This window comes from Aliiglaciecola litoralis (assembly GCF_039523355.1).
Classification (GTDB): Bacteria; Pseudomonadota; Gammaproteobacteria; order Enterobacterales; family Alteromonadaceae; genus Aliiglaciecola; species Aliiglaciecola litoralis.
This window is the reverse complement of sequence record NZ_BAAAFD010000001.1, coordinates 286,336-305,894: the sequence shown is the minus strand read 5'-3', so window position 1 is coordinate 305,894 and position 19,559 is coordinate 286,336. Positions and strand designations below refer to the sequence as shown.

19 protein-coding genes and 1 riboswitch are annotated in these 19,559 nt (G+C 43.6%); of the genes, 9 read left to right on the top strand and 10 right to left on the bottom strand.

Annotation, left to right across the window (positions count from 1 at the left end; translation table 11 throughout):
- Positions 1–173 precede the first annotated feature (173 nt).
- Complete coding sequence (locus ABD036_RS01410) at positions 174–1,025, bottom strand: MurR/RpiR family transcriptional regulator (RefSeq protein WP_343855864.1); 852 nt, start codon at positions 1,023–1,025, stop codon at positions 174–176.
- A gap of 286 nt (positions 1,026–1,311) precedes the next feature.
- Between ABD036_RS01410 and zwf the strand changes: the two genes are divergently transcribed.
- Genes zwf through ABD036_RS01385 form a run of 5 tightly spaced genes read left to right on the top strand, consistent with a single transcriptional unit; the run spans position 1,312 to position 6,943 of the window.
- The gene (gene zwf / locus ABD036_RS01405; RefSeq protein WP_343855863.1) at positions 1,312–2,802 is read left to right on the top strand and encodes a glucose-6-phosphate dehydrogenase; all 1,491 of its coding nucleotides are present in this window, start codon (positions 1,312–1,314) and stop codon (positions 2,800–2,802) included.
- Positions 2,802–3,494, top strand: coding sequence for a 6-phosphogluconolactonase (gene pgl, locus ABD036_RS01400; protein ID WP_343855861.1), 693 nt, complete (start codon positions 2,802–2,804; stop codon positions 3,492–3,494). The genes zwf and pgl overlap by 1 nt, the downstream gene beginning before the upstream one ends.
- Positions 3,495–3,503: 9 nt before the next feature.
- Positions 3,504–5,339: a phosphogluconate dehydratase gene (edd, locus tag ABD036_RS01395; RefSeq protein WP_343855858.1), complete on the top strand. Its 1,836-nt coding sequence runs from the start codon at positions 3,504–3,506 to the stop codon at positions 5,337–5,339.
- Positions 5,329–6,285, top strand: a complete 957-nt coding sequence (locus tag ABD036_RS01390; RefSeq protein WP_343855856.1) for a glucokinase — start codon at positions 5,329–5,331, stop codon at positions 6,283–6,285. The genes edd and ABD036_RS01390 overlap by 11 nt, the downstream gene beginning before the upstream one ends.
- A gap of 4 nt (positions 6,286–6,289) precedes the next feature.
- Positions 6,290–6,943, top strand: coding sequence for a bifunctional 4-hydroxy-2-oxoglutarate aldolase/2-dehydro-3-deoxy-phosphogluconate aldolase (locus tag ABD036_RS01385; RefSeq protein WP_343855853.1), 654 nt, complete (start codon positions 6,290–6,292; stop codon positions 6,941–6,943).
- A 61-nt stretch (positions 6,944–7,004) separates the two neighbouring features.
- On the opposite strand, the gene ABD036_RS01380 is transcribed toward ABD036_RS01385, so the two are convergent.
- The 9 genes from ABD036_RS01380 to ABD036_RS01340 all read right to left on the bottom strand — a co-directional run bounded on the left by ABD036_RS01380 (position 7,005) and on the right by ABD036_RS01340 (position 16,522).
- Positions 7,005–7,439, bottom strand: coding sequence for an MOSC domain-containing protein (locus tag ABD036_RS01380; RefSeq protein ID WP_343855851.1), 435 nt, complete (start codon positions 7,437–7,439; stop codon positions 7,005–7,007).
- A gap of 30 nt (positions 7,440–7,469) precedes the next feature.
- The gene (locus tag ABD036_RS01375) at positions 7,470–8,813 is read right to left on the bottom strand and encodes an MATE family efflux transporter (protein ID WP_343855849.1); all 1,344 of its coding nucleotides are present in this window, start codon (positions 8,811–8,813) and stop codon (positions 7,470–7,472) included.
- Positions 8,810–10,036, bottom strand: a complete 1,227-nt coding sequence (gene moeA / locus ABD036_RS01370; protein ID WP_343855847.1) for a molybdopterin molybdotransferase MoeA — start codon at positions 10,034–10,036, stop codon at positions 8,810–8,812. The genes ABD036_RS01375 and moeA overlap by 4 nt, the downstream gene beginning before the upstream one ends.
- A gap of 17 nt (positions 10,037–10,053) precedes the next feature.
- On the bottom strand, positions 10,054–10,920 hold the full coding sequence (locus tag ABD036_RS01365) for a TraB/GumN family protein (RefSeq protein ID WP_343855845.1): 867 nt from the start codon (positions 10,918–10,920) through the stop codon (positions 10,054–10,056).
- A gap of 261 nt (positions 10,921–11,181) precedes the next feature.
- Positions 11,182–11,391, bottom strand: a complete 210-nt coding sequence (locus ABD036_RS01360) for an EF-hand domain-containing protein (RefSeq protein WP_343855843.1) — start codon at positions 11,389–11,391, stop codon at positions 11,182–11,184.
- Between the two features lie 395 nt (positions 11,392–11,786).
- The gene (locus ABD036_RS01355) at positions 11,787–13,538 is read right to left on the bottom strand and encodes a sugar phosphorylase (RefSeq protein ID WP_343855841.1); all 1,752 of its coding nucleotides are present in this window, start codon (positions 13,536–13,538) and stop codon (positions 11,787–11,789) included.
- Between the two features lie 11 nt (positions 13,539–13,549).
- Positions 13,550–14,773, bottom strand: a complete 1,224-nt coding sequence (locus ABD036_RS01350) for a glycosyltransferase family protein (RefSeq protein WP_343855839.1) — start codon at positions 14,771–14,773, stop codon at positions 13,550–13,552.
- A 10-nt stretch (positions 14,774–14,783) separates the two neighbouring features.
- Positions 14,784–15,608 carry an HAD-IIB family hydrolase gene (locus tag ABD036_RS01345; protein WP_343855837.1) on the bottom strand — a complete coding sequence of 275 codons (825 nt, stop codon included), beginning with the start codon at positions 15,606–15,608 and terminating at the stop codon, positions 14,784–14,786.
- Positions 15,605–16,522 carry a kinase gene (locus ABD036_RS01340; RefSeq protein WP_343855835.1) on the bottom strand — a complete coding sequence of 306 codons (918 nt, stop codon included), beginning with the start codon at positions 16,520–16,522 and terminating at the stop codon, positions 15,605–15,607. The genes ABD036_RS01345 and ABD036_RS01340 overlap by 4 nt, the downstream gene beginning before the upstream one ends.
- Positions 16,523–16,728: 206 nt before the next feature.
- A riboswitch (molybdenum cofactor riboswitch) is annotated at positions 16,729–16,892 on the top strand.
- Here ABD036_RS01340 and moaA point away from each other — a divergent pair.
- From moaA to moaC, 4 genes are all read left to right on the top strand, one after another.
- Positions 16,883–17,851: a GTP 3',8-cyclase MoaA gene (moaA, locus tag ABD036_RS01335; protein WP_343855833.1), complete on the top strand. Its 969-nt coding sequence runs from the start codon at positions 16,883–16,885 to the stop codon at positions 17,849–17,851. Its footprint overlaps the riboswitch before it by 10 nt.
- Before the next feature lie 5 nt (positions 17,852–17,856).
- Positions 17,857–18,486 (top strand): molybdenum cofactor guanylyltransferase, encoded by a 630-nt coding sequence (locus ABD036_RS01330; RefSeq protein ID WP_343855831.1) that lies wholly within the window; start codon positions 17,857–17,859, stop codon positions 18,484–18,486.
- Positions 18,487–18,511: 25 nt separating this feature from the next.
- Positions 18,512–19,051 (top strand): molybdenum cofactor biosynthesis protein B, encoded by a 540-nt coding sequence (gene moaB, locus ABD036_RS01325; RefSeq protein WP_343855829.1) that lies wholly within the window; start codon positions 18,512–18,514, stop codon positions 19,049–19,051.
- 1 nt (position 19,052) lies between these two features.
- Complete coding sequence (gene moaC / locus ABD036_RS01320) at positions 19,053–19,556, top strand: cyclic pyranopterin monophosphate synthase MoaC (protein ID WP_343855827.1); 504 nt, start codon at positions 19,053–19,055, stop codon at positions 19,554–19,556.
- Positions 19,557–19,559 lie beyond the last annotated feature (3 nt).

The window sequence follows — 19,559 nt, the reverse complement described above, 5'->3', positions numbered from 1 at the left end:
TCCGGATAAGTTGATGAATGCACAGTGAGACAACGAAAAAACTCATACTGTAATCTGTAAAAACAGTCGTAATTCTGTTCGTGAACACACCATTTTGTAATTTTATTACAAAATATTAGTTCATTGGCCGGAAAATGTGAATTAATTTAACAAATTAATTCACATTTATTGTTTCAGTCTGTGGGCTTTTCGAAGCGAGAACCACGCAGTGTATCCTTTACTCGCTTCAAATTTTCTCTGAACTTGCCACCGCGACGCAAGGTAAAACCGGTTGCCAATATATCGATCAAGGTTAGTTGAGCGATGCGTGAAGCCATTGGCATATACATGTCTGTATCTTCAGGCACTTCAAGCGATAACACTAAGTTGCACTCTTTCGCTAGCGGGCTGTTTTTAGATGTGATCCCAACAACAGTCGCGTCATTGGCTCGTGCTATGTGTGCTATCTCAACTAGGCTCTTAGTGCGCCCAGTATGCGAGATTAACACCACAACGTCATCTTCGTTGCTATTCATACAGCTCATACGCTGCATTAGAATATCTTCAAAATAAACAACTGGAACATTAAAGCGAAAGAACTTATTCAATGCATCATGTGCCACAGATGCGGAGGCGCCTAGTCCAAAAAATGAAATTTTCTGGGCTTGGGTAAGCAAATCTACAACACGGTTAATGGTATTGATATCGATAGATTGTCTCGCCACTTCCAAAGATGCCATCGTCGATTCAAATATCTTTTTGGTGTATTCCTCAGGACCGTCGTGTTCTTCTACATGCCTGTTAACGTATGGGGTTCCGTTGGCCAGGCTCTGCGCTAAATGTAACTTAAAGTCAGGGAACCCTTTAGTATCAAGCCGCCGACAAAAGCGGTTGACGGTAGGTTCACTAACATCAGACATCTTTGCCAAAGTCGCAATACTAGAGTGGATTGCTGTTTGAGGATTATCTAAGATAACCTCTGCAACTTTTCGTTCTGATTTGCTAAAAGCAGCTTTGTGTTGAGTAATTTTTTCAAGGATATTCATAGTTGCAAAAATCTTTTTGTTTTTAAATCAACTCGCGTTGACAGACTTTATTAGTCTATTATTTTGCTTGAGACAGCAATTGTTGTAACTTTTTAACAATTTAGCCAGTACTTTTTGTTGCTTTAGCAAAATAACCGTTAACAATCTTAAAGTAAGACTTACTTAAAAAGTTGTAATTTTACTACATTAAGTGTTAAATTTTAGCACAATTGTCATAATAGAACGAAATTAGTTTGGTGTAATTACATTTAACTAATTATCTTTCTTCACAATATAGGTTAATAAAATGGCGTTGGAAAAGACATCCGAACCTTGCGACTTCGTCCTATTTGGCACAAAAGGGGACCTAGCTCGTCGCAAACTACTCCCTTCTTTATTTCAGTTGGAAAAAGCAAATTTGCTTCATGAAGAGTCACGCGTAATTGGTGTGGCACGACAAGATATAACGAATGCTGCTTATAAAAAGCAAGTAAAACAAAACATTGAAGAATTTGGTGGCGAAACCTTGTGTCTCGACACATGGAAACGGTTTTCTGAAAAACTAGACTATGTTTGTGTCGATATGAAAGATGAAAAAAGTTATCAAGTATTCAAAGACCATGTGGACAAGTCACGCACAATGGTGTGCTATTTAGCCACACCGCCATCAATTTTTGGTGACATATGTAGAGGTTTAAATAGCGCAGGCATTATTGATCATAGCGTTCGCGTGGTGTTGGAAAAACCAATCGGCCATGATTTAGCTTCATCAAAAGTGATTAATGATCAGGTGGCTGAATTCTTCTCGGAAAAACAAATATATCGTATCGATCATTATCTAGGCAAAGAGACGGTACTCAACTTGGTGGCTTTGCGTTTTGCTAATTCTATCTTTGCCACCAACTGGGATCATAATTGTATCGATCATGTTCAAATCTCGGTCGCTGAATCTGTCGGCATTGAAGGTCGTTGGGGCTATTTTGACGAAGCTGGACAAATGCGAGACATGGTGCAAAACCATTTGTTGCAAATTCTTACTTTGATCGCGATGGAGCCACCTGCGGTACTTGATGCTGACAGTATTCGTGATGAAAAGCTCAAAGTATTAAAAGCGCTAAGACGTATCACCTCTTCAAACGTGCAAAGTGATACCGTTCGAGGCCAATATGTGAGTGGTTTTGTTAAAGGTAAAGAAGTTCCTGGCTACCTTGAAGAAGAGGGAGCTAATACCGAATCACAGACTGAAAGTTTTGTGGCGTTAAAAGTACATATCGATAATTGGCGCTGGGCAGGCGTTCCTTTTTATCTTCGAACAGGTAAGCGATTACCGAGTAAAACTAGCGAAGTTAATATCTTCTTTAAACGCCAGCCGCATAATTTGTTTGGAGAGAGCTTTGCTCAGTTACCTCCTAACAAATTGACTATCCGACTGCAGCCTGATGAGGGCGTAGAAGTGACGGTTATGAATAAAGTGCCTGGGTTAACCAGCAGCGGCTCAATGGATTTACAAAAGTCTAAACTTAACTTGAGTTTTTCTGAAACCTTCAAAGATGAACGTATTGCCGATGCCTATGAAAAATTACTGCTCGAAGTAATGAGAGGTAATCAGGCGTTATTTGTCAGACGTGATGAAGTAGAGCAAGCATGGTCTTGGGTCGATGGAATATTTAAAGCATGGGATGCCAACAATGACACACCAGAGCCTTATCAGGCGGGTACTTGGGGACCAGTAGCCTCAATTGCTTTATTAGCCAGAGATAACCGCGCTTGGTATGAATCACGTTTAGGAAAAAAATAATGGCGTTAATTGAAACCAATTTTGATTCTGTTGAAGCGCTAAATAAGGCGTTTTCTAAAGATGTTGCCCAGCGTTTGTCACAGGGTATCCAACAAAACGGTAGAGCTAGTTTAGTCGTGTCAGGCGGGCGCACTCCGGCCGCTATGTTCAATCAATTATCCAAACAACCAATTGACTGGCAGAACGTAGACATAACACTAGCAGATGAGCGCTGGGTTGATCAGGACGACGCAGCAAGCAACGAAGCTATGGTAAAGCGTGAACTGCTCATCAATGAAGCCAATCGGGCTAATTTTTATGGGCTCAAAACCTCAGCAAGTGATGCTAACAACGCTGTTGAAGAGTTAAATCAGCAGTTAGAAAAAATGAGAACGCCCTTTGATGTTCTGATTTTAGGCATGGGTGAAGACGGGCATACCGCGTCTTTATTTCCCTGCTCAGAGCAAATTAAACAAGGGTTAGATACGCAGGAGCCCAGTGATTACATTGCGGTAACCCCTACAACCGCGCCAAACCAACGTATGTCATTGACGCTTAAACGCTTATTGCAAAGTAAAAAAGTGTTTCTGCATCTAACCGGTGAGGCAAAAAAAGCGGTACTTAGTGAAGCACTTAAAAACGATGACCCATTGGAAATGCCAATTCGCGCTGTAATCAATCAAACAGACGTCGAACTAATGTGGGCACCTTAGGAGAAAGATATGAATTCTGTGATCAATGAAGTAACCGAACGGATAATCGAGCGAAGTCGTCAGTCTCGTAAGCAATATCTTGAAAAAATTGATACTGCGCGACGTCAGGGCCCACATCGTGGGGTATTGTCTTGCGGTAACCTTGCTCACGGTTTTGCAGCTTGTAGCACTGAAGAGAAGAGTGATCTTACCAGCCTCACGAAATCTAATATTGCTATAGTGTCTTCATATAACGATATGTTGTCTGCGCATCAGCCTTATGAGCAGTATCCGGCTATTCTCAAACAAGCAATAAAAGACTGCGGCGGTGTCGCTCAATTCGCTGGCGGCGTGCCAGCCATGTGTGATGGCGTGACGCAGGGTAATCCAGGTATGGATCTAAGCTTGATGAGTCGTGATGTCATCGCATTATCCGCTGCCGTTGGCTTATCACACAATATGTTTGATGGTGCCTTGATGTTGGGTATCTGCGATAAAATCGTGCCTGGCTTGTTGATAGGCTCTTTGAGTTTTGGTCACCTACCTACGGTGTTTGTTCCTGCAGGTCCTATGCCCTCTGGCTTACCGAACAAAGAAAAGGCACGAGTCCGTCAAGCTTATGCTCAGGGTAAAGTAGGGCGCGAAGAATTACTCGAAGCGGAATCAAAAAGTTATCACTCTGCGGGTACTTGTACTTTTTATGGTACCGCTAATAGTAACCAATTGGTGGTCGAGATTATGGGACTACACTTACCCGGTTCCTCTTTTGTGAATCCAGGTACGGTGTTGCGTGATGAGCTGACTAAAGCGGCAGCACGACAGGTAACCCGTTTAACAGATTTAGGCGATAACTACACGCCCATAGGTCACATTGTCGATGCTAAATCCATTGTTAATGGCTTAGTAGGGCTGTTAGCAACTGGTGGCTCAACCAATCACACCATGCATTTAGTGGCAGTGGCGCGAGCCGCAGGTTATGAAATAAATTGGGACGACTTTTCAGATATCTCTGACGCCGTACCCTTGTTGACGCGTATCTACCCTAATGGCTCTGCCGATATCAATCACTTTACTGCTGCCGGTGGTATGTCGTTGCTATTTAGAGAGCTGTTGAATGCCGGATTGTTACACAATGATGTTAAAACCATCTGTGGAGACGGTTTAGAGCGTTATACACAAGAGCCGAAGATTAAAGACGGTGAACTAACTTGGGTCGATGGCCCTCAAGAAAGTTACGATACTGAGGTTGTAGCATCTGTGGCTAAACCGTTCAAACCTGATGGCGGCCTTTCAGTGCTACACGGTAATTTAGGCCGTGCGGTAATGAAAACATCTGCACTGCGCGAAACTCACTGTCGTATCAAAGCACCTGCAGTGGTATTTGAAGATCAATTTGAACTGTCTGATGCCTTTAAGGCCGGCGAGTTAGATAAGGATTGTGTCGTGGTTGTTCGCTTCCAAGGTCCGGCAGCGATAGGCATGCCAGAACTACACAGTTTGACCCCACCTTTAGGGGTTCTGCAAGACAAAGGCTATAAAGTGGCTTTGGTCACTGATGGCCGTATGTCTGGGGCATCGGGTAAAGTACCTGCTGCAATCCATGTTACACCTGAGGCCTATCATGGCGGCTTGCTCGCCAAAGTACAAAGCGGCGACATTATAGAAATTAACACAGAAACCGGTGAAATGTGTTTGCATGTCGACAGTGAAGTACTCGCGAAGCGTAAAGCCAAAATAGCCCAGACTGACAAGCATCAAGTTGGCATGGGACGCGAGATGTTCGCGGGCATGCGTAATTCACTGACGGGCGCAGAGCAGGGCGCTTGTTCCTTGTTCGCTGGTCAGGGGAACCAACATGACAGCTAGATTCGTCGCTGATGTGGGCGGCACCAATATAAGAATTGCTCAAATCGAGGGCAGTTCTTCACTGTCGCACATCAAAAAGTATCTGTGTAATGATTTCGCCACTATCGAAGAAGCTATCAAGCATTATTTTAGTCACTATCCCGATGTGAGCTTTAGTTACGGATGTATCGCCATTGCCTGTCCAGTGTCAGGTGATTGGGTCAAAATGACCAATCATTCTTGGGAGTTTTCTATCGAAAAACTCACTGCAGCATTGGGTCTTGATTGGCTCGGAGTGATCAATGATTTTACTTCTGTGGCACATTCGCTGCCGGTTTTGGGTGACGAACAAAAAATTCAAATCGGTACTGGCACGGTTAAAGAAAAAGCCAATATAGCCGTGTTTGGCCCGGGTACGGGGTTGGGCGTTGATCATCTTACTTTCACTGACAAAGGCTGGAAAGCACTTGATGGCGAAGGTGGTCACGTAGATTTTGCGCCGCAAGATGAAAATGAATTTGCCATATGGCACTTCTTAAAGAAAAAATTAGGGCATGTCTCTGCCGAAGAAGTGCTTTCTGGTCGCGGCATATTACATATATATCAAGGGTTAGCTGATCATCGACAATTGCCAGCGACACTGACACAGCCCGCGCAAATAACCCAAAAAGCGGTCGATCAGGAATGCGAGTTGTGTCTAGCAACCTTGCAACAGTTCTGCAAAATAATGGGCAGCTTTGCAGGCAATTTAGCGTTGAATTTAGGCACTGCAGGCGGAGTCTATATCGGCGGTGGAATAGCCGCGCGTTTTGTCGACTTTATCCAAAACAGTGACTTTCGTGCTCGTTTCGAGGACAAAGGGCGTTTTAGCCACTATGTTGCCACTATTCCCACATTCATTATTACTGAGCCTGACCATGGCTTGATTGGCGCAGCCGCCTATCTAGAACAAAATCATAAGGATTAACATCATGTCTTCGAATTGGAAAGTAAGCTCTGAAACCGTCTTTAAACAAGGTCCTGTGGTGCCCGTATTAGTGATCAATGATGTTGCTCATGCCGTCCCTTTAGCTAAGGCCCTTATGAAAGGGGGGATCAATGTTCTTGAGGTGACACTGCGCACTGAGGTCGCTCTTGAAGCCATAAAAAAAATAGCTGACGAAGTTCCTGAGGCAATGATTGGTGCGGGTACGGTGACCAATGAGGCGCAATTAAAACAAGTTGAAGCGGCTGGGGCAAAATTTGCGATTAGCCCAGGACAAACAACCAGCCTTTTAGAGGCCGGTAAGCGTTGTTCCATTGCACTGATCCCGGGTATTTCGTCGATTTCAGAGTTAATGAACGGTCTTGATTTGGGTTACACCCATTTTAAATTCTTCCCTGCTGAAGCGTCTGGCGGGATTAAAGCGCTAAAATCCATTGGCGGTCCTTTTCCTGATGTCACCTTTTGTCCTACTGGGGGGATCGGACCTAATAATTATTTAGATTATTTGGCTTTGCCAAACGTGCAGTGTGCCGGTGGCTCTTGGTTAGCACCTGATGATGCGGTTGAATCTGGGGATTGGGATAGAATAACTGCGTTGGCAAAAGCAGCAGTAGAGGGTGCTAAGTCTTTAGCAAAATAAATAGCGATTTATTACTGCGTTGACCGGTAATTCAGCCTTTAACGATCGACAAGTGGCGCGCTTAAATTAATGTGAGTGCGTCACCTAATCTTATTTCTCCACCAGCAATCACTTTACAACAGACTCCCCCTCGCCAATCCGGCGTTAATGCCGCTCTTAACCCCTGACATTGTTGGTCCATTTTGTGACAGGGTTCGGTTTCAGCGGTAATCAACAACTCAAGATCACCAATCTTCAATGTTTTACCAACCATTTGCGCGGTGAACTCAATATCATTGACTAACAAATTTGCCCTGCGGGTCGTCCAGGGTAACGTAGTTTCCAGTTCTGCACAGGCGTGTTGCCATTGTTGCAGGCTTAATACGGTAACTTGGCGTTTACCTGGACGACGCTTAAAGTCTCCAACCACGCCTTCAGATAGGGTAACTATGGCTTCTTCTCTAGTTTTCATCGGCGCTTGATTGCGCTCTCTGATTGCAATTCCAACTAATTTCATTCAAACCTCATCAGGTTATATATTAAAGTGTTAAGCAAGGCGTTGCTGTATAAAACGTAGTCTTAAGCCAAGCATAACCGCAGCACTGGTTAATCCACAGATAAATCCTATCCAGAAACCCGGAGCACCTAAAGGAGACACGATCCAGTCCGTTAGGGCCAATATGACACCTGTGGGTAATCCTACGCCCCAGTAGGCTAAAAACGTAATAATGAACATGGCATTGGTGTCTTTGTAACCTCTTAACGCACCTGCAGAGATAGCTTGCACTGAATCTGATAACTGAAACATGGCAGCGAGTGTCATTAAACTTATGGCCAAATCTCTGACCACGGGATCAGTGGTATACAATTCGGTAATGTGAGTACTGCCAAATATGGTTAATCCAGCGGTGATAACAGCAATGCAAAGACCAAGCGCTATGGCTGTTAAGGTAGCCACTTTGGCGCCGGCAAGATCTTCGCGGCCTAAAAAGTAGCCTACTCGAATTGACGTTGCCATACCCAAACTCAATGGAAACATAAACATCAATGACGAAAAGTTCAACGCAATTTGGTGTGCTGCTACTGTAAATGCGCCTAATGGAGACAATAACAACGCAACTACGCCAAATAAGGTCACTTCGAACAAAATGGTTAAAGCGATCGGAGTCCCTAATTTGGCAATCACCATAATTTGTTTTAATTGAGGGGAGAAGAGCTGTGTGAACAAACCATATTTTCGTAGTGTAGGAGAGAGATGTACGTACAAGGCCGTAGCAATCATCATGGCGATATAGACTAGTGCTGTAGCGACACCACAACCAACTCCGCCCATCGCAGGTAAGCCTAATTTACCGTAAATCAAAAGATAATTAGCTGGAATATTAACCAATAATCCCACTCCCATGATCACCATGGTGGGCTTGGTTTTACCTAAACCTTCACAATAATTCCGCAACACTTGATAAGCAGCAAACGCAGGTGATGAATACAAAATAAATAGCACATAATCGACGGTGATTTTACGCAGTGATTCTTCCATGTCGATGAGTGAAAACCAATAGGGCACGAACAGACTGACTAATACAACCATGATTGTACAAGGCAAAATAAGATAGGCCGCTTGCTGTGTTGCCTCGCTAATTTTTGCCGTTTTGCCAGCGCCATCGTAATTCGAGACGATAGGCGGGATTGCCATGGCAAGTCCCTGTATAAAACTTAGTAAAGGGAAAGTAATACTAAAACCAATCGCCACCGCCGCCATATCGACAGCTGAAAAACGTCCTGCCATGATCGTGTCAGAGACACCCATTAACGTTTGTGTGACCTGCGCTATTAACAATGGCCAGGCTAAGCGAACCAAATTTTTGAGTTCAATTTTAAACAAGGTCAAAACAACTCTATCCTAACGTCAGCTCCAACGGGCAAGTTACCTTGATCTTGTTCGAGCAACAGGTAGCAATTTGCATTCGCGATAGACGTCATCACCCCTGAACCTTGTTTCGCGTGTGGTGTTACCCACAAAGTGCCTTGTTCATCTTGGGTCACAACACCACGTTGGAAATCTGCTCTACCGGGACGTTTGTAAACAGGGGTGGAACACTTAGCGATTAGGCTTATCTCATTGTTGACTGGGATACCCTGTAATTTATTGAGCAAAGGCACCACCAGTTGTTCAAAGGTCACGTATGACGACACAGGATTGCCGGGCAGACCACAAAAAATAGCGTTTCCGATTTTACCAAAAGCAAAAGGCTTTCCTGGTTTGATCGCCACTTTCCAGAAGTCTATTTGCCCAATTCTAGCCAATACTTGCTTGACGAAATCCGCATCACCAACCGAAACACCGCCACAGGTTAGGAGCACATCTGCGCTTTGTGCAGCTTTCAACAATGCGTTTTGAATGTCTTCTAGATTGTCTTCGACGATCCCACAATGTTGAATTTCGACACTATGCTGACTCAATAGACCGTGCAATGCGTAACGATTGCTTTCGTAGATTTGGCCAAACTCAAGAGCTTTACCTGGTTCGATTAACTCGTCACCGGTAGCAATAATGGCGACCTTTATTTTTCGCACGACATTAACCTGTGCAACACCAACTGAAGCCAATAGTGCTAAATCTGCCGCCGTTAATTTTTTTCCAGCGGCGATGATCTGCTCACCAATGGCAATGTCTTCTCCTGCTTTTCTAACACTATTGCCTGGCATGACATCGTTATTGAGGGTGATGCGCTGATCCGTGACCTTGACATTTTCTTGCATCATCACTGTATTGGTGCCCTCAGGTAGGGTCGCACCTGTGGTGATCCTGACGCAACTGCCTGTAGGGACAGTGCCAGTATATGGTCGCCCAGCCAGTGCACTCCCACATAAAGCAAATGAAGTACCTTGATAAACCATTTGCTGCGCATCAAAGGCATAGCCGTCCATAGCGGAATTATCAAACGGCGGTACATTGATATTGGATAATACAGGCGCCGCCAAAACTCTGCCAAAAGCGTCTATGGTTGCGACTCTATCGGTTTCGGTGATTGAGTCACAATTAGTGGTCATTGCCAAGACCGCTTGTGATAGCGGCATCAAGCTTGGATTATTAGAGGGGGTTTTTGCCACGCAGTGGTATTCCTTTATCAATTTTCTAATGCTTCAACTAAATAACCTTTATTAGCTAAATGTGTTAACACACCATCTTCGCCAATAAGGTGTAATGTGCCAACTAACACGAATTCGGTCTCGGCATCATCAAACAAGGCTTCGATATTGGGTAACCAATCTTCGTTTCTATCGACTATCAGGCGTTGATAAACCTTAGGGTAATCTTGTTGTAGACTCTCTATACCGATTTTGCGCAGCGCATTGCGATCACCGCTCCGCCAAGCTTCCATCATATCAGTCATGTAATCTGGCAACGAACCAATATCACTTAAGGTATGAGAAATTACTTCATCCTCATTGCCTTTGCCGATCTGAGATAAAAACAACAATTGCTGTTCAGGCTCTTCTAGCCAGGATATTGATTTGCTGTCATGGCGGGCTTTTTGCTCGTAAAACGCATCCACACCTTCGCTAGTAGCACCTAACATACGAAGCTCCATCAATGACAATGAAATGGTTATAAATCCTGGCGTAAAGGTTGCAAAATTTTGGATATCTAAACTACGCGCCTGCAGATGCTTCTCAAGCGCCTGATAAGTTTCTTTAGAAAGGATATCGCTGAGGGTTTTGCCATCTTTGCGCAGCATGTATTGCATGGTTAACTGTTGGAACTCAGGAGAGCCAAACACCGATATGTCTGTCTCAAACACCAATTCATCTGACTGTTGATAGGCAATTTCAAAAGCATTGGGTAACGGAAAGTCGTTTTCACGCAAAATGTGAACCGTGCCCCCGATATAAACTGTGCGGTTAGCTTTAGTTACTTTCCACACCGGTGCCGCAAAACTTTCTTGGATTACCAAGCAACTAATAAACACCAATATGAGAGAAATTCTGAACATACTAACCATTCCTTGTGTGGGGCAATTGATTTATTAAGTCACTATTATGCCTCGTTATATTGGATTAGGTAAGTAGTAGACCTGTGATACAGGGTTAAAAAAATTAGCATGAAAGAATGGAGGGTTTCGTGATTTACGAGAGAGGGGAGCAGCTTGCAGGTATAAATAGCATTATCTTCATCGAGTGACTTTTATTATTGGGCTTTACACAGTAAAACACCCGCAAGAGCGGGTGTTTTCAATTCATCGAGGTTTCTGTTTTTATGATTCAGCGAGTTCGTTGGCTGTTAGGTAACCGTCTTTGTTAACATCTAATTCAGCGAACATGGCAGAAAGTGCGGGATCACTGGCGGCTTCTTCAACACTGATACGTCCATCTGCGTCAACATCAAGAATAGCTAATTTATCTTCTTGAGCAAAAGTTGAGCTAGCAGCTAAAAGCAATGCACTTACTAAGATTGTCTTTTTCATTTTGTTTCTCCATTTATTGTCGTTTAAGGTTTTTTCTCTACCAGAAAGAACCGGTAAATCACACTTGATGCAACAAATTAAAAGGTCGCATACCATGGCTATTACACTTAGCGTGCCAAGATTGAAAAATCATTTGTAAACAATGAGTTAAAGAGAGTTGTATCAGTTATGCGTAACCGGTTGTGGGTTTAACATCCTAAAAGGCATGAAATGTGTGGGCATTCGCCTACGCAAATCGGCACAATGAATTTTTTTAAAGAATAATCAGGAGGTTAGAGTGAAGCCATTTCGCAACATTAGGCGAAAAATTGAATTTTGAGGTATTTGAGCAACCTTGTGCGAGACTAGTCGCACGATTGATAACTTAACCTGAACTGAAGGACTATAAGTGTTCTTCAGTTCAGGTTACTTATCCAAACGCTTTGATAGGGCGTCAGTGTTAAATATGGCTGGTCCATGTTAATGGGCTCTTGGCTAAGCAAATCCCACCAATCATGAGTACTGATTAAATTAATATCGGATAAATATATCTGCTGTTCAATATCGGCGACATTGCTAATACAAAATATACTTTGTTTACGGTCGATACTTTGTCGCCAAAAGCCAAAAATGCCTGAACCTAACTGCAAGGTAAATTGGGTTGCATTGGGATGAAAGGCTTTTTGTTTGATACGAATGGCGAGAATGGCATTAAGCTTGGTTAATACTCTACTGTGTTGGCTGCGTTTGTCAGATAGTTGCTCAGTTAATTTTAAATGATCCCAGCGATGACGATTAATGGATCGGTTTTGACTGGTGTTTTTTACTTTTTCGTAATCGTTGCTGGTAGCCAACAAGCTATGAATATAGATACCTGGGATACCCTCCATCGCCAGCATAATTTCGTGGGCACACATAAATCTTTCTATGCCCCATTTGTCTGGACCTTTGACCGTGCCTTGTAGTGCGTCAAACAGCGTAATATTCACTTCATAGGGCTTTTGCTTCTTATCAGGGGTTGATCGCCAAGATACCAAACCGCCGAATGATTGCATGGTATTGAGCAAGGTATTTAATTCACGCTCATCTAATAAGCCTTCAGCAGGACGCAAACCAATGCCATCGTGTGACGCTATGAAGTTAAAATAGGTCGTGCCGTTTTGGGCCGGTGGCATTCGCATTTGCCAGTTTTTTAAATATTCGCAATCTCCGGTAATGAGCGTGTTAACTAACAATGGTGGTAATGAAAAGTTATAGATCGCGTGCGCTTCATTGGCATTGCCAAAGTAGGTAAGGTTTTCTCGATTGGGTATATTGGTTTCGGTGATAATAATTGCATCGGGTTGAGCACATTCGATAAGCGTGCGTAGCAAGCGAACGACCTCATGAGTTTGCTCGAGGTTGATACAGCTGGTGCCGGATTGTTTCCATAAAAAAGCAATCGCATCCAAACGAAACAGACGTACACCGTTATCTAAATATTGTCGAATGATTGAAATAAAACTCTCAAGCACCTTAGAGTTGCGAAAATCAAAATCCACCTGATCGTGGCTGAACGTGCACCATACGTGTTGCTCGCCCTGCGCCGTTTCCGTTGCTCTGATTAACTCGGACGTGCGAGGCCGAATAACCTGAGAAGTGTCAAAGCTAGGGTCTACCGTAAAGAAAAAATCACTACCCACGCCCTCAGATTTGGTGAAGTTGTTGAACCATGCACTTCGAGATGAGCAATGGTTAATGACGAGATCAGACATCAGTCTAAAGTCGCTAGCGATGGCAGTGATATCATGCCAAGTACCTAATCCTTCATTGACAGTCGAGTAATCCATTATCGAAAATCCGTCATCTGAACTGTACGGAAAAAACGGTAAAATGTGCACAGAGTTAATGGTGTTATTAACATGCTGCTTGAGAAACTGATGCAAAGTCGCAAGGGGAGCTTCATCCGCTGTTACGATACTATCGCCGTAAGTGATTAATACCACATCTTGCTCGGTCCAGTGATTTTGATGCGGCGCGGGCAGAGTTACATCATCTTGATCTAAGCCCATTTTCGATAGTAATGTTTGTGCAACTTCGGTTAACGGCTGCGCGGTGTCTACCTGATCATAGATCACATTAAGGTGGTGACAGACTTTGTCATACAAGTGTGTTTGTACTGGGGTCATTAACCGCTCCTTTACTGTTTGTGCTCTTGGTAATCCAATTCAACGGCATCTTTAAGCCTGTCTAAAAAGTCAGGGATGGCACTGCTAACCCTGTTCCAGCTCGGAATAAAGGGTGTCTCCATAGGATTATCTAGAAAACTCTGACCTGCTTTCATTATATTCTGCGCAAACATTTCGACGGCTTTTTCTTCACTATGAATATCCAATACCAGACCATTCATTAACGCATCATTGTGGTAGGTTTCAATGAAATCCAAGGCGATTCGAAAGTAGGTGGCTTTGAGAGTACGGAATGACTCGGTAGAAAAGGTAAATCCCTGTGTCGCTAATTTTCGAAATAATGCCTTAGTGATGTCAATTGACATTTTTGAGAGGCCACCTTGATCATTGTGCAAAGACAGATCTTGATGCTTGTGATCGTAATTGTCTGCAATATCCACTTGGCATAAGCGGTTGTGAGAGTAATTACGGTGCATCTCTGATAGTACCCCGATTTCCAATCCCCAATCGCTTGGGATCCTGATGTCATTGAGTACATCGCGGCGAAACGAAAATTCCCCCGCTAATGGATAGCGGAAGCTGTCCATATATTCTAAATATTCATTGTTACCAACAGTGCGCTTTAACGCTCGAAGTAAAGGAGTCACAAGTAATCGAGACACTCTGCCGTTTATTTTTCCATCGGCAACGCGTGCGTAGAAACCCTTGCAAAACTCGTAGTTAAAGAGCGGGTTCGCGACCGGGTAAATCAACCTTGCGAGTAAGCTACGATCATAAGTTAAAATATCACAGTCGTGCAGAGCAATGGATTCTGATCGACCAGTAGCAAGTATATAACCCATGCAATACCACACGTTTCGGCCTTTGCCCATCTCTTTGGGCGCCAGTCCCATTTTGGCGAGTTCAGCATCTAAGGCTTTAAGTCGTGGGCCATCATTCCATAAGATGCGATGATGTTGTGGTAAATCTTTGAAAAACCTCAGAGCATGTTTGTATTGGGCTAAATCTGCACGGTCTAATCCTATGACTATTTCATTGAGATAAGGTACCTGTTTTATCTGCTCTGTAATCTTCGGCATCGCTTTACCTTCTAATTCAGAAAATAACGATGGCAACAGCAAGCCTAATGGACGCTTTTTTGAAAAGGTCAGTAATTCGGATTCAATCTCTTCAACTGGGCGGTTAGATAAATTATGTAAGGTCGTGGTTATGCCGTTCTGATAAAAATCAGCCATGTCGCGCCTCCTATGAAGTTAAATTTAAAATGTGGGTCACCGTTTCAGACCATCCTTTAGGTCCCTCAGAAATTGAGTCAAGGGTGTTCTGGGTCCTATTTAGGCGGGGAAAGTCATGGGTAGGTGATTTTATTCTTACAGCAACATCAGCAGCATCTAGCATGGCTGTATCATTGTTACCATCACCCAATGCAATGCTGGTGCATAGTTTATCTGGATGTTGACGTCTATATTCGTTGCATAGCCATCGCATAGCGATGCCTTTATTACATTCCCCCGAGATATGAATAAACCGACCACCAATGAGTGGGGAGGCCCCCATCGCTCGAACTGCCTGAATAAAGAGTTGCTTTTGTCGTTCGTCACCTAACCACAATACAGGTTCTCCGTAATGCCTATTCGCTGCTCGTTGGGCTTGCTCTGGAGAAAGTCCTGTGGCCTCGCAAATTTCATTGATATCCATATTCGCAAAATGGGTAAATAGCCCTGAAAAATCATGCTCTAAACGATTTAGCAAGTTCAGCCAATGGGATCTTTTTGACGTAAATTGGTGTAGCCAATGTTCGTTTATCCATTGGGTATTTGCGGGCTTGTGTTTAAAAAAAGCATGCGGAATAAAAATAGCGGCGCCATTTTCGACGATAAAAGGGCCGGTCAGGCCAATTTGCTCTCTGAGTACGAGCATTTCGTCAAAGGTTTTACTGGTGTTAGGGATAACCGGTATTTGAAGCCGCTTTAAAGTCTTCAACGTGTTTTTAGCAGGTTCATGGCTGTAAGTGTGATGATCCAATAAGGTACCATCCATATCGGTAAAAATTAGGTACTGACTATTCATATCAGCCCCTTAGATGCAATGATGTTGCGTAGTTCGTCAAGCTCTAAAACCAAGTCACAGGTTTTTGCCATGCTGTTTAGACTATGAGTGGTTAATCTCTGATAATGTTGAATGAAAGTCGCGATTTGTGGAGCTTGCATTATACCTTTTGTAGCTTCACAAGGAAGAACACCATCTTGCGTAAACGCATCAACTAACTTTTGTTCTTGCTGCAGTCGCCAACGGTAAACACAGTTAAACGAGGGCGCTTTCAATTGCATCCAAAACTGCATTTGTTGATATAAGGGCACATAGTGCTCTTTAATTTGTTGATTCACATAACCCCGCCAAACACCTAAAGGATCATGTTCCTTTTCTAGATCATTCATCGGCGCCAGCAATGCACTCGACTGCTCAGGTAATACCCCCCAACACCAGCCTTCAAATAACACGATATCGACTTTACCGGTGACTGACTGCCACTGAGATGTAGGGCAGGGATCATCGGTCGCTTTGTTAAACCTTGGTATGGTTGCTGATTGTTGCGTGCTCAAAGCCGACAATACGGTTTGAATTAAATCAGTATTGTGAGTGCCCGGAACACCGCGTGTGGCGAGTAAAGGGTGAATTTTAATCGACAACGCCATCCGTTCACTGTGGCTGAGATAAAAATCGTCAAGTGACATACTCACAACAGACAAACCTTTGCATTGCTCAAGGTATTGGTGCAAAAACTGACTTAACGTAGATTTTCCTGAACCTTGGCAACCGTTTATCCCGACAAAAAGCGGGTTATTTGCACGCTCATGGTGCACATAAAGTGTTTCAGCGACAGGGATGAACCAATTTAGCGCAATGGTCGCAAACTGACTGTCCAACTGATGTTGCTCGATAAAATCGCTAATTAAACGCTTTGTTGCAGGATGAGTATGCAAATTTAACCTTTTGAACGTTATCTTTATACATGAGTTTAAAAGTAGACCATCAACATCCATGCCAATACTAATTTTGGCAATGGTACGAACAATTTGGAGAATGTTAGCCTGTTAAATTTTATCTGATATACGCGAGCGCCTGTTGCGTTTTGGGTGGCAACTGAGGTTAAATGCAAAGGTGCTAGTTAGTTTTATTAACATTACTAGCGATTAGCAAACTCCGAGCCTCTTCACCTAAGTAACCTTATAGGGTGGTGTGGCCGCGACATAAGTGTGTCGCCAGGGTAAAAAGGGAAACCGATTTGCCTCCCGTTACACAAGTGCCATTTTGGCAATTGTGACTTTGGAAAGGTGTTTATTGTGTTAGAAGACAAATTTGGGCGTCGCTTCCACTATTTGCGGCTGTCTATTACTGATGTGTGCAACTTTAGTTGCGAATACTGCTTACCTGATGGCTATCAGTGTGACTCTGATCGTGACTTTCTGAGTCAACAAGAAATACAGCGAATTTGTACTGGTTTTGCCCGCCTTGGCACCAGTAAAATTCGCCTTACTGGTGGTGAGCCTTCGTTACGTAAAGACCTCCCTGAAATTATTGAAATTTGTGCCAAAACACCCGGCATAAAACACGTGGCAATGACCACTAATGGTTATCGACTTCCACAGCAAATTCACCGCTGGGTTGATGCCGGACTAAATTCTTTGAATGTCAGTATTGATAGTCTGGACCCTCGGCAGTTTGCCAGCATTACCGGTAACGACAAACTCGATACCATTTTACAAGGCATTGATATTGCGATTTCTCTTGGTATCAAAGTGAAAGTTAATGGCGTTTTGATGCGCCAATATAATGGTAACGATATTGATTCGTTTCTGGCTTGGATAAAACACAAGCCGGTGACGTTTCGTTTAATCGAATTGATGCAAACCGGCAATAATCTCACCTTTTTTAATCAACAGCATGTGGCTGCGCAACCGATTAAGGAAACCTTACTCGAGCAAGGTTGGCAGCTTAAGCAAAGAGCGTTAACCGCAGGGCCAGCGCAAGAGTTTCAACACCCTGACTACCAAGGCGAGATAGGCTTGATCATGCCTTATGGCAAAGATTTCTGTGCTACTTGTAATCGTTTGCGTATCAGTGCTACAGGTAAATTGCACTTGTGTTTATTTGCCGAACAAGGACTGGATATCAGGCCTTACTTAAGCATGGACTCTGATAGTGCTTTTGAGCAACAGTTGGTTGAACTGTTAGGTGACAAAGAAGCCAGTCATTGGTTGGATCAAGGGATGACTGGCGCAACTCAACATTTGGCGATGCTTGGTGGGTAATCAGGGTGACTAATAAGCACTGTGACAGCCGCACCGAAGACCTCGCGTCTTCCGATACATTAGGCTTTGTATTAGCCGGTGGCAAATCCTCTCGAATGGGACAAGACAAAGGACAACTTTGCATAGGTGAGCGGGATTTGGTTTCGCTCGCCTGTGATGTATTAATCAAATCAGGCGTTGATAACGTCGTGGTGAGTTCCAATCATATTGAATCTGCTTTGGCAGATAAAGTGGCTAATTGTGGTCCTTTATCGGCAATCCATTCGATTGTCCACGAGCCAATTGCGGCACACTATCAAGGGATGGTTGTTTTACCTGTTGATATGCCATTGATAGACAGTGAACAGTTACGTCTGTTAAGACAATATGGGCAGTCACACGAAACGACTTGTTGTTACCAGCAAAGCTATCTGCCTGCCTATATACCCTTTACCCAACAACTCAGTCAATTTATTGAAGAACAACTCTCGAGTCGCTGTTACGCCTTTAAATTACTTTTGGCAAAACTTCAGTTTAAGCAACTTGCGCTTCAACCATCGAGCAATCAAAATGCGCAATTGTCGCCGTTTTACAATATAAATACGCCCGAACAGTGGCTCACATTTAAACAGTCGGCACAGCGACGTTTTTCATGAAGCGATCAACTTCTCAGGAGACTTAATGCCAGCACATTCACAATTTATCCCACTTAATATTGCCGTACTCACCGTGTCTGATACCCGTGATGAGGAAACGGATACATCAGGGCGATTTCTTTGTCAGGCAATCGAGCAGGCTGGACATCATGTGTATGAAAAAGCGATTGTCAAAGACGATAAATACCAGCTTCGCGCAATCGTCAGTAATTGGATTGTCAGTGATCAAGTACAAGTTGTAGTCTGTACTGGGGGAACCGGCTTTACTGAACGCGATAGTACTCCAGAGGCGATAGCTTGCTTATTCGACAAACAAGTCGACGGTTTTGGCGAGTTATTTCGGCATATATCATATCAAGAAATTGGCACTTCTACCGTGCAATCTAGGGCTATCGCAGGTATGGCCAACGGCACGCTTATTTGTTGTCTGCCTGGCTCTACTGGCGCATGCAAAACCGCTTGGAATGGCATTTTACGTGAGCAATTAGATAGTACGCATCGCCCCTGTAACTTTGTGGTGCATTTAACCACAGCCCACGCCAAAGCGTGTGATTCGAGAGGCTAATATGACTGAGAAAGAAACTCAACGTGCAACGTTAACCCATATTAATGAGTCTGGTCAGGCGAATATGGTCGATGTATCAAATAAACAGGTAACTTACCGGCAAGCCTGCGCTACCGGCTATGTTGCAATGAAAGCAGACACCTTGAAGATGATTGCGAATGCCGAACATGCCAAAGGTGATGTGTTTTCAGTGGCTCGTATTGCCGGTATTCAGGGCGCTAAAAAATGCGCAGATTTAATACCCTTATGTCACCCGCTCATGTTGTCAAAAGTGCAAGTTGATTTTGCTATCGATGAGGTTAATAACCGCGTATTAATTACCTCGGTGTGCAAGTTGTCTGGTCAAACTGGGGTTGAGATGGAAGCCTTAACGGCTGTTTCAGTGGCCGCGCTTACCTTATTTGATATGTGTAAAGCGGTTGATCCTAATATGGTCATTGGTGAGATAAAAGTCATGAATAAACAAGGTGGTAAAAGTGCTGATTGGCAGCATGGTGATGAGTAAATA

Excerpts from the sequence above, each read along its gene's own strand:
- ABD036_RS01365 (WP_343855845.1), bottom strand. The coding sequence starts at position 10,920 with ATGTTCAGAATTTCTCTCATATTGGTGTTTATTAGTTGCTTGGTAATC.
- ABD036_RS01355 (WP_343855841.1), bottom strand. The coding sequence starts at position 13,538 with ATGACCCCAGTACAAACACACTTGTATGACAAAGTCTGTCACCACCTT.
- ABD036_RS01390 (WP_343855856.1), top strand. The coding sequence starts at position 5,329 with ATGACAGCTAGATTCGTCGCTGATGTGGGCGGCACCAATATAAGAATT.
- ABD036_RS01360 (WP_343855843.1), bottom strand. The coding sequence starts at position 11,391 with ATGAAAAAGACAATCTTAGTAAGTGCATTGCTTTTAGCTGCTAGCTCA.
- ABD036_RS01385 (WP_343855853.1), top strand. The coding sequence starts at position 6,290 with ATGTCTTCGAATTGGAAAGTAAGCTCTGAAACCGTCTTTAAACAAGGT.
- ABD036_RS01350 (WP_343855839.1), bottom strand. The coding sequence starts at position 14,773 with ATGGCTGATTTTTATCAGAACGGCATAACCACGACCTTACATAATTTA.
- moaC (WP_343855827.1), top strand. The coding sequence starts at position 19,053 with ATGACTGAGAAAGAAACTCAACGTGCAACGTTAACCCATATTAATGAG.
- ABD036_RS01380 (WP_343855851.1), bottom strand. The coding sequence starts at position 7,439 with ATGAAATTAGTTGGAATTGCAATCAGAGAGCGCAATCAAGCGCCGATG.
- edd (WP_343855858.1), top strand. The coding sequence starts at position 3,504 with ATGAATTCTGTGATCAATGAAGTAACCGAACGGATAATCGAGCGAAGT.
- ABD036_RS01345 (WP_343855837.1), bottom strand. The coding sequence starts at position 15,608 with ATGAATAGTCAGTACCTAATTTTTACCGATATGGATGGTACCTTATTG.
- zwf (WP_343855863.1), top strand. The coding sequence starts at position 1,312 with ATGGCGTTGGAAAAGACATCCGAACCTTGCGACTTCGTCCTATTTGGC.
- ABD036_RS01410 (WP_343855864.1), bottom strand. The coding sequence starts at position 1,025 with ATGAATATCCTTGAAAAAATTACTCAACACAAAGCTGCTTTTAGCAAA.
- moaB (WP_343855829.1), top strand. The coding sequence starts at position 18,512 with ATGCCAGCACATTCACAATTTATCCCACTTAATATTGCCGTACTCACC.
- pgl (WP_343855861.1), top strand. The coding sequence starts at position 2,802 with ATGGCGTTAATTGAAACCAATTTTGATTCTGTTGAAGCGCTAAATAAG.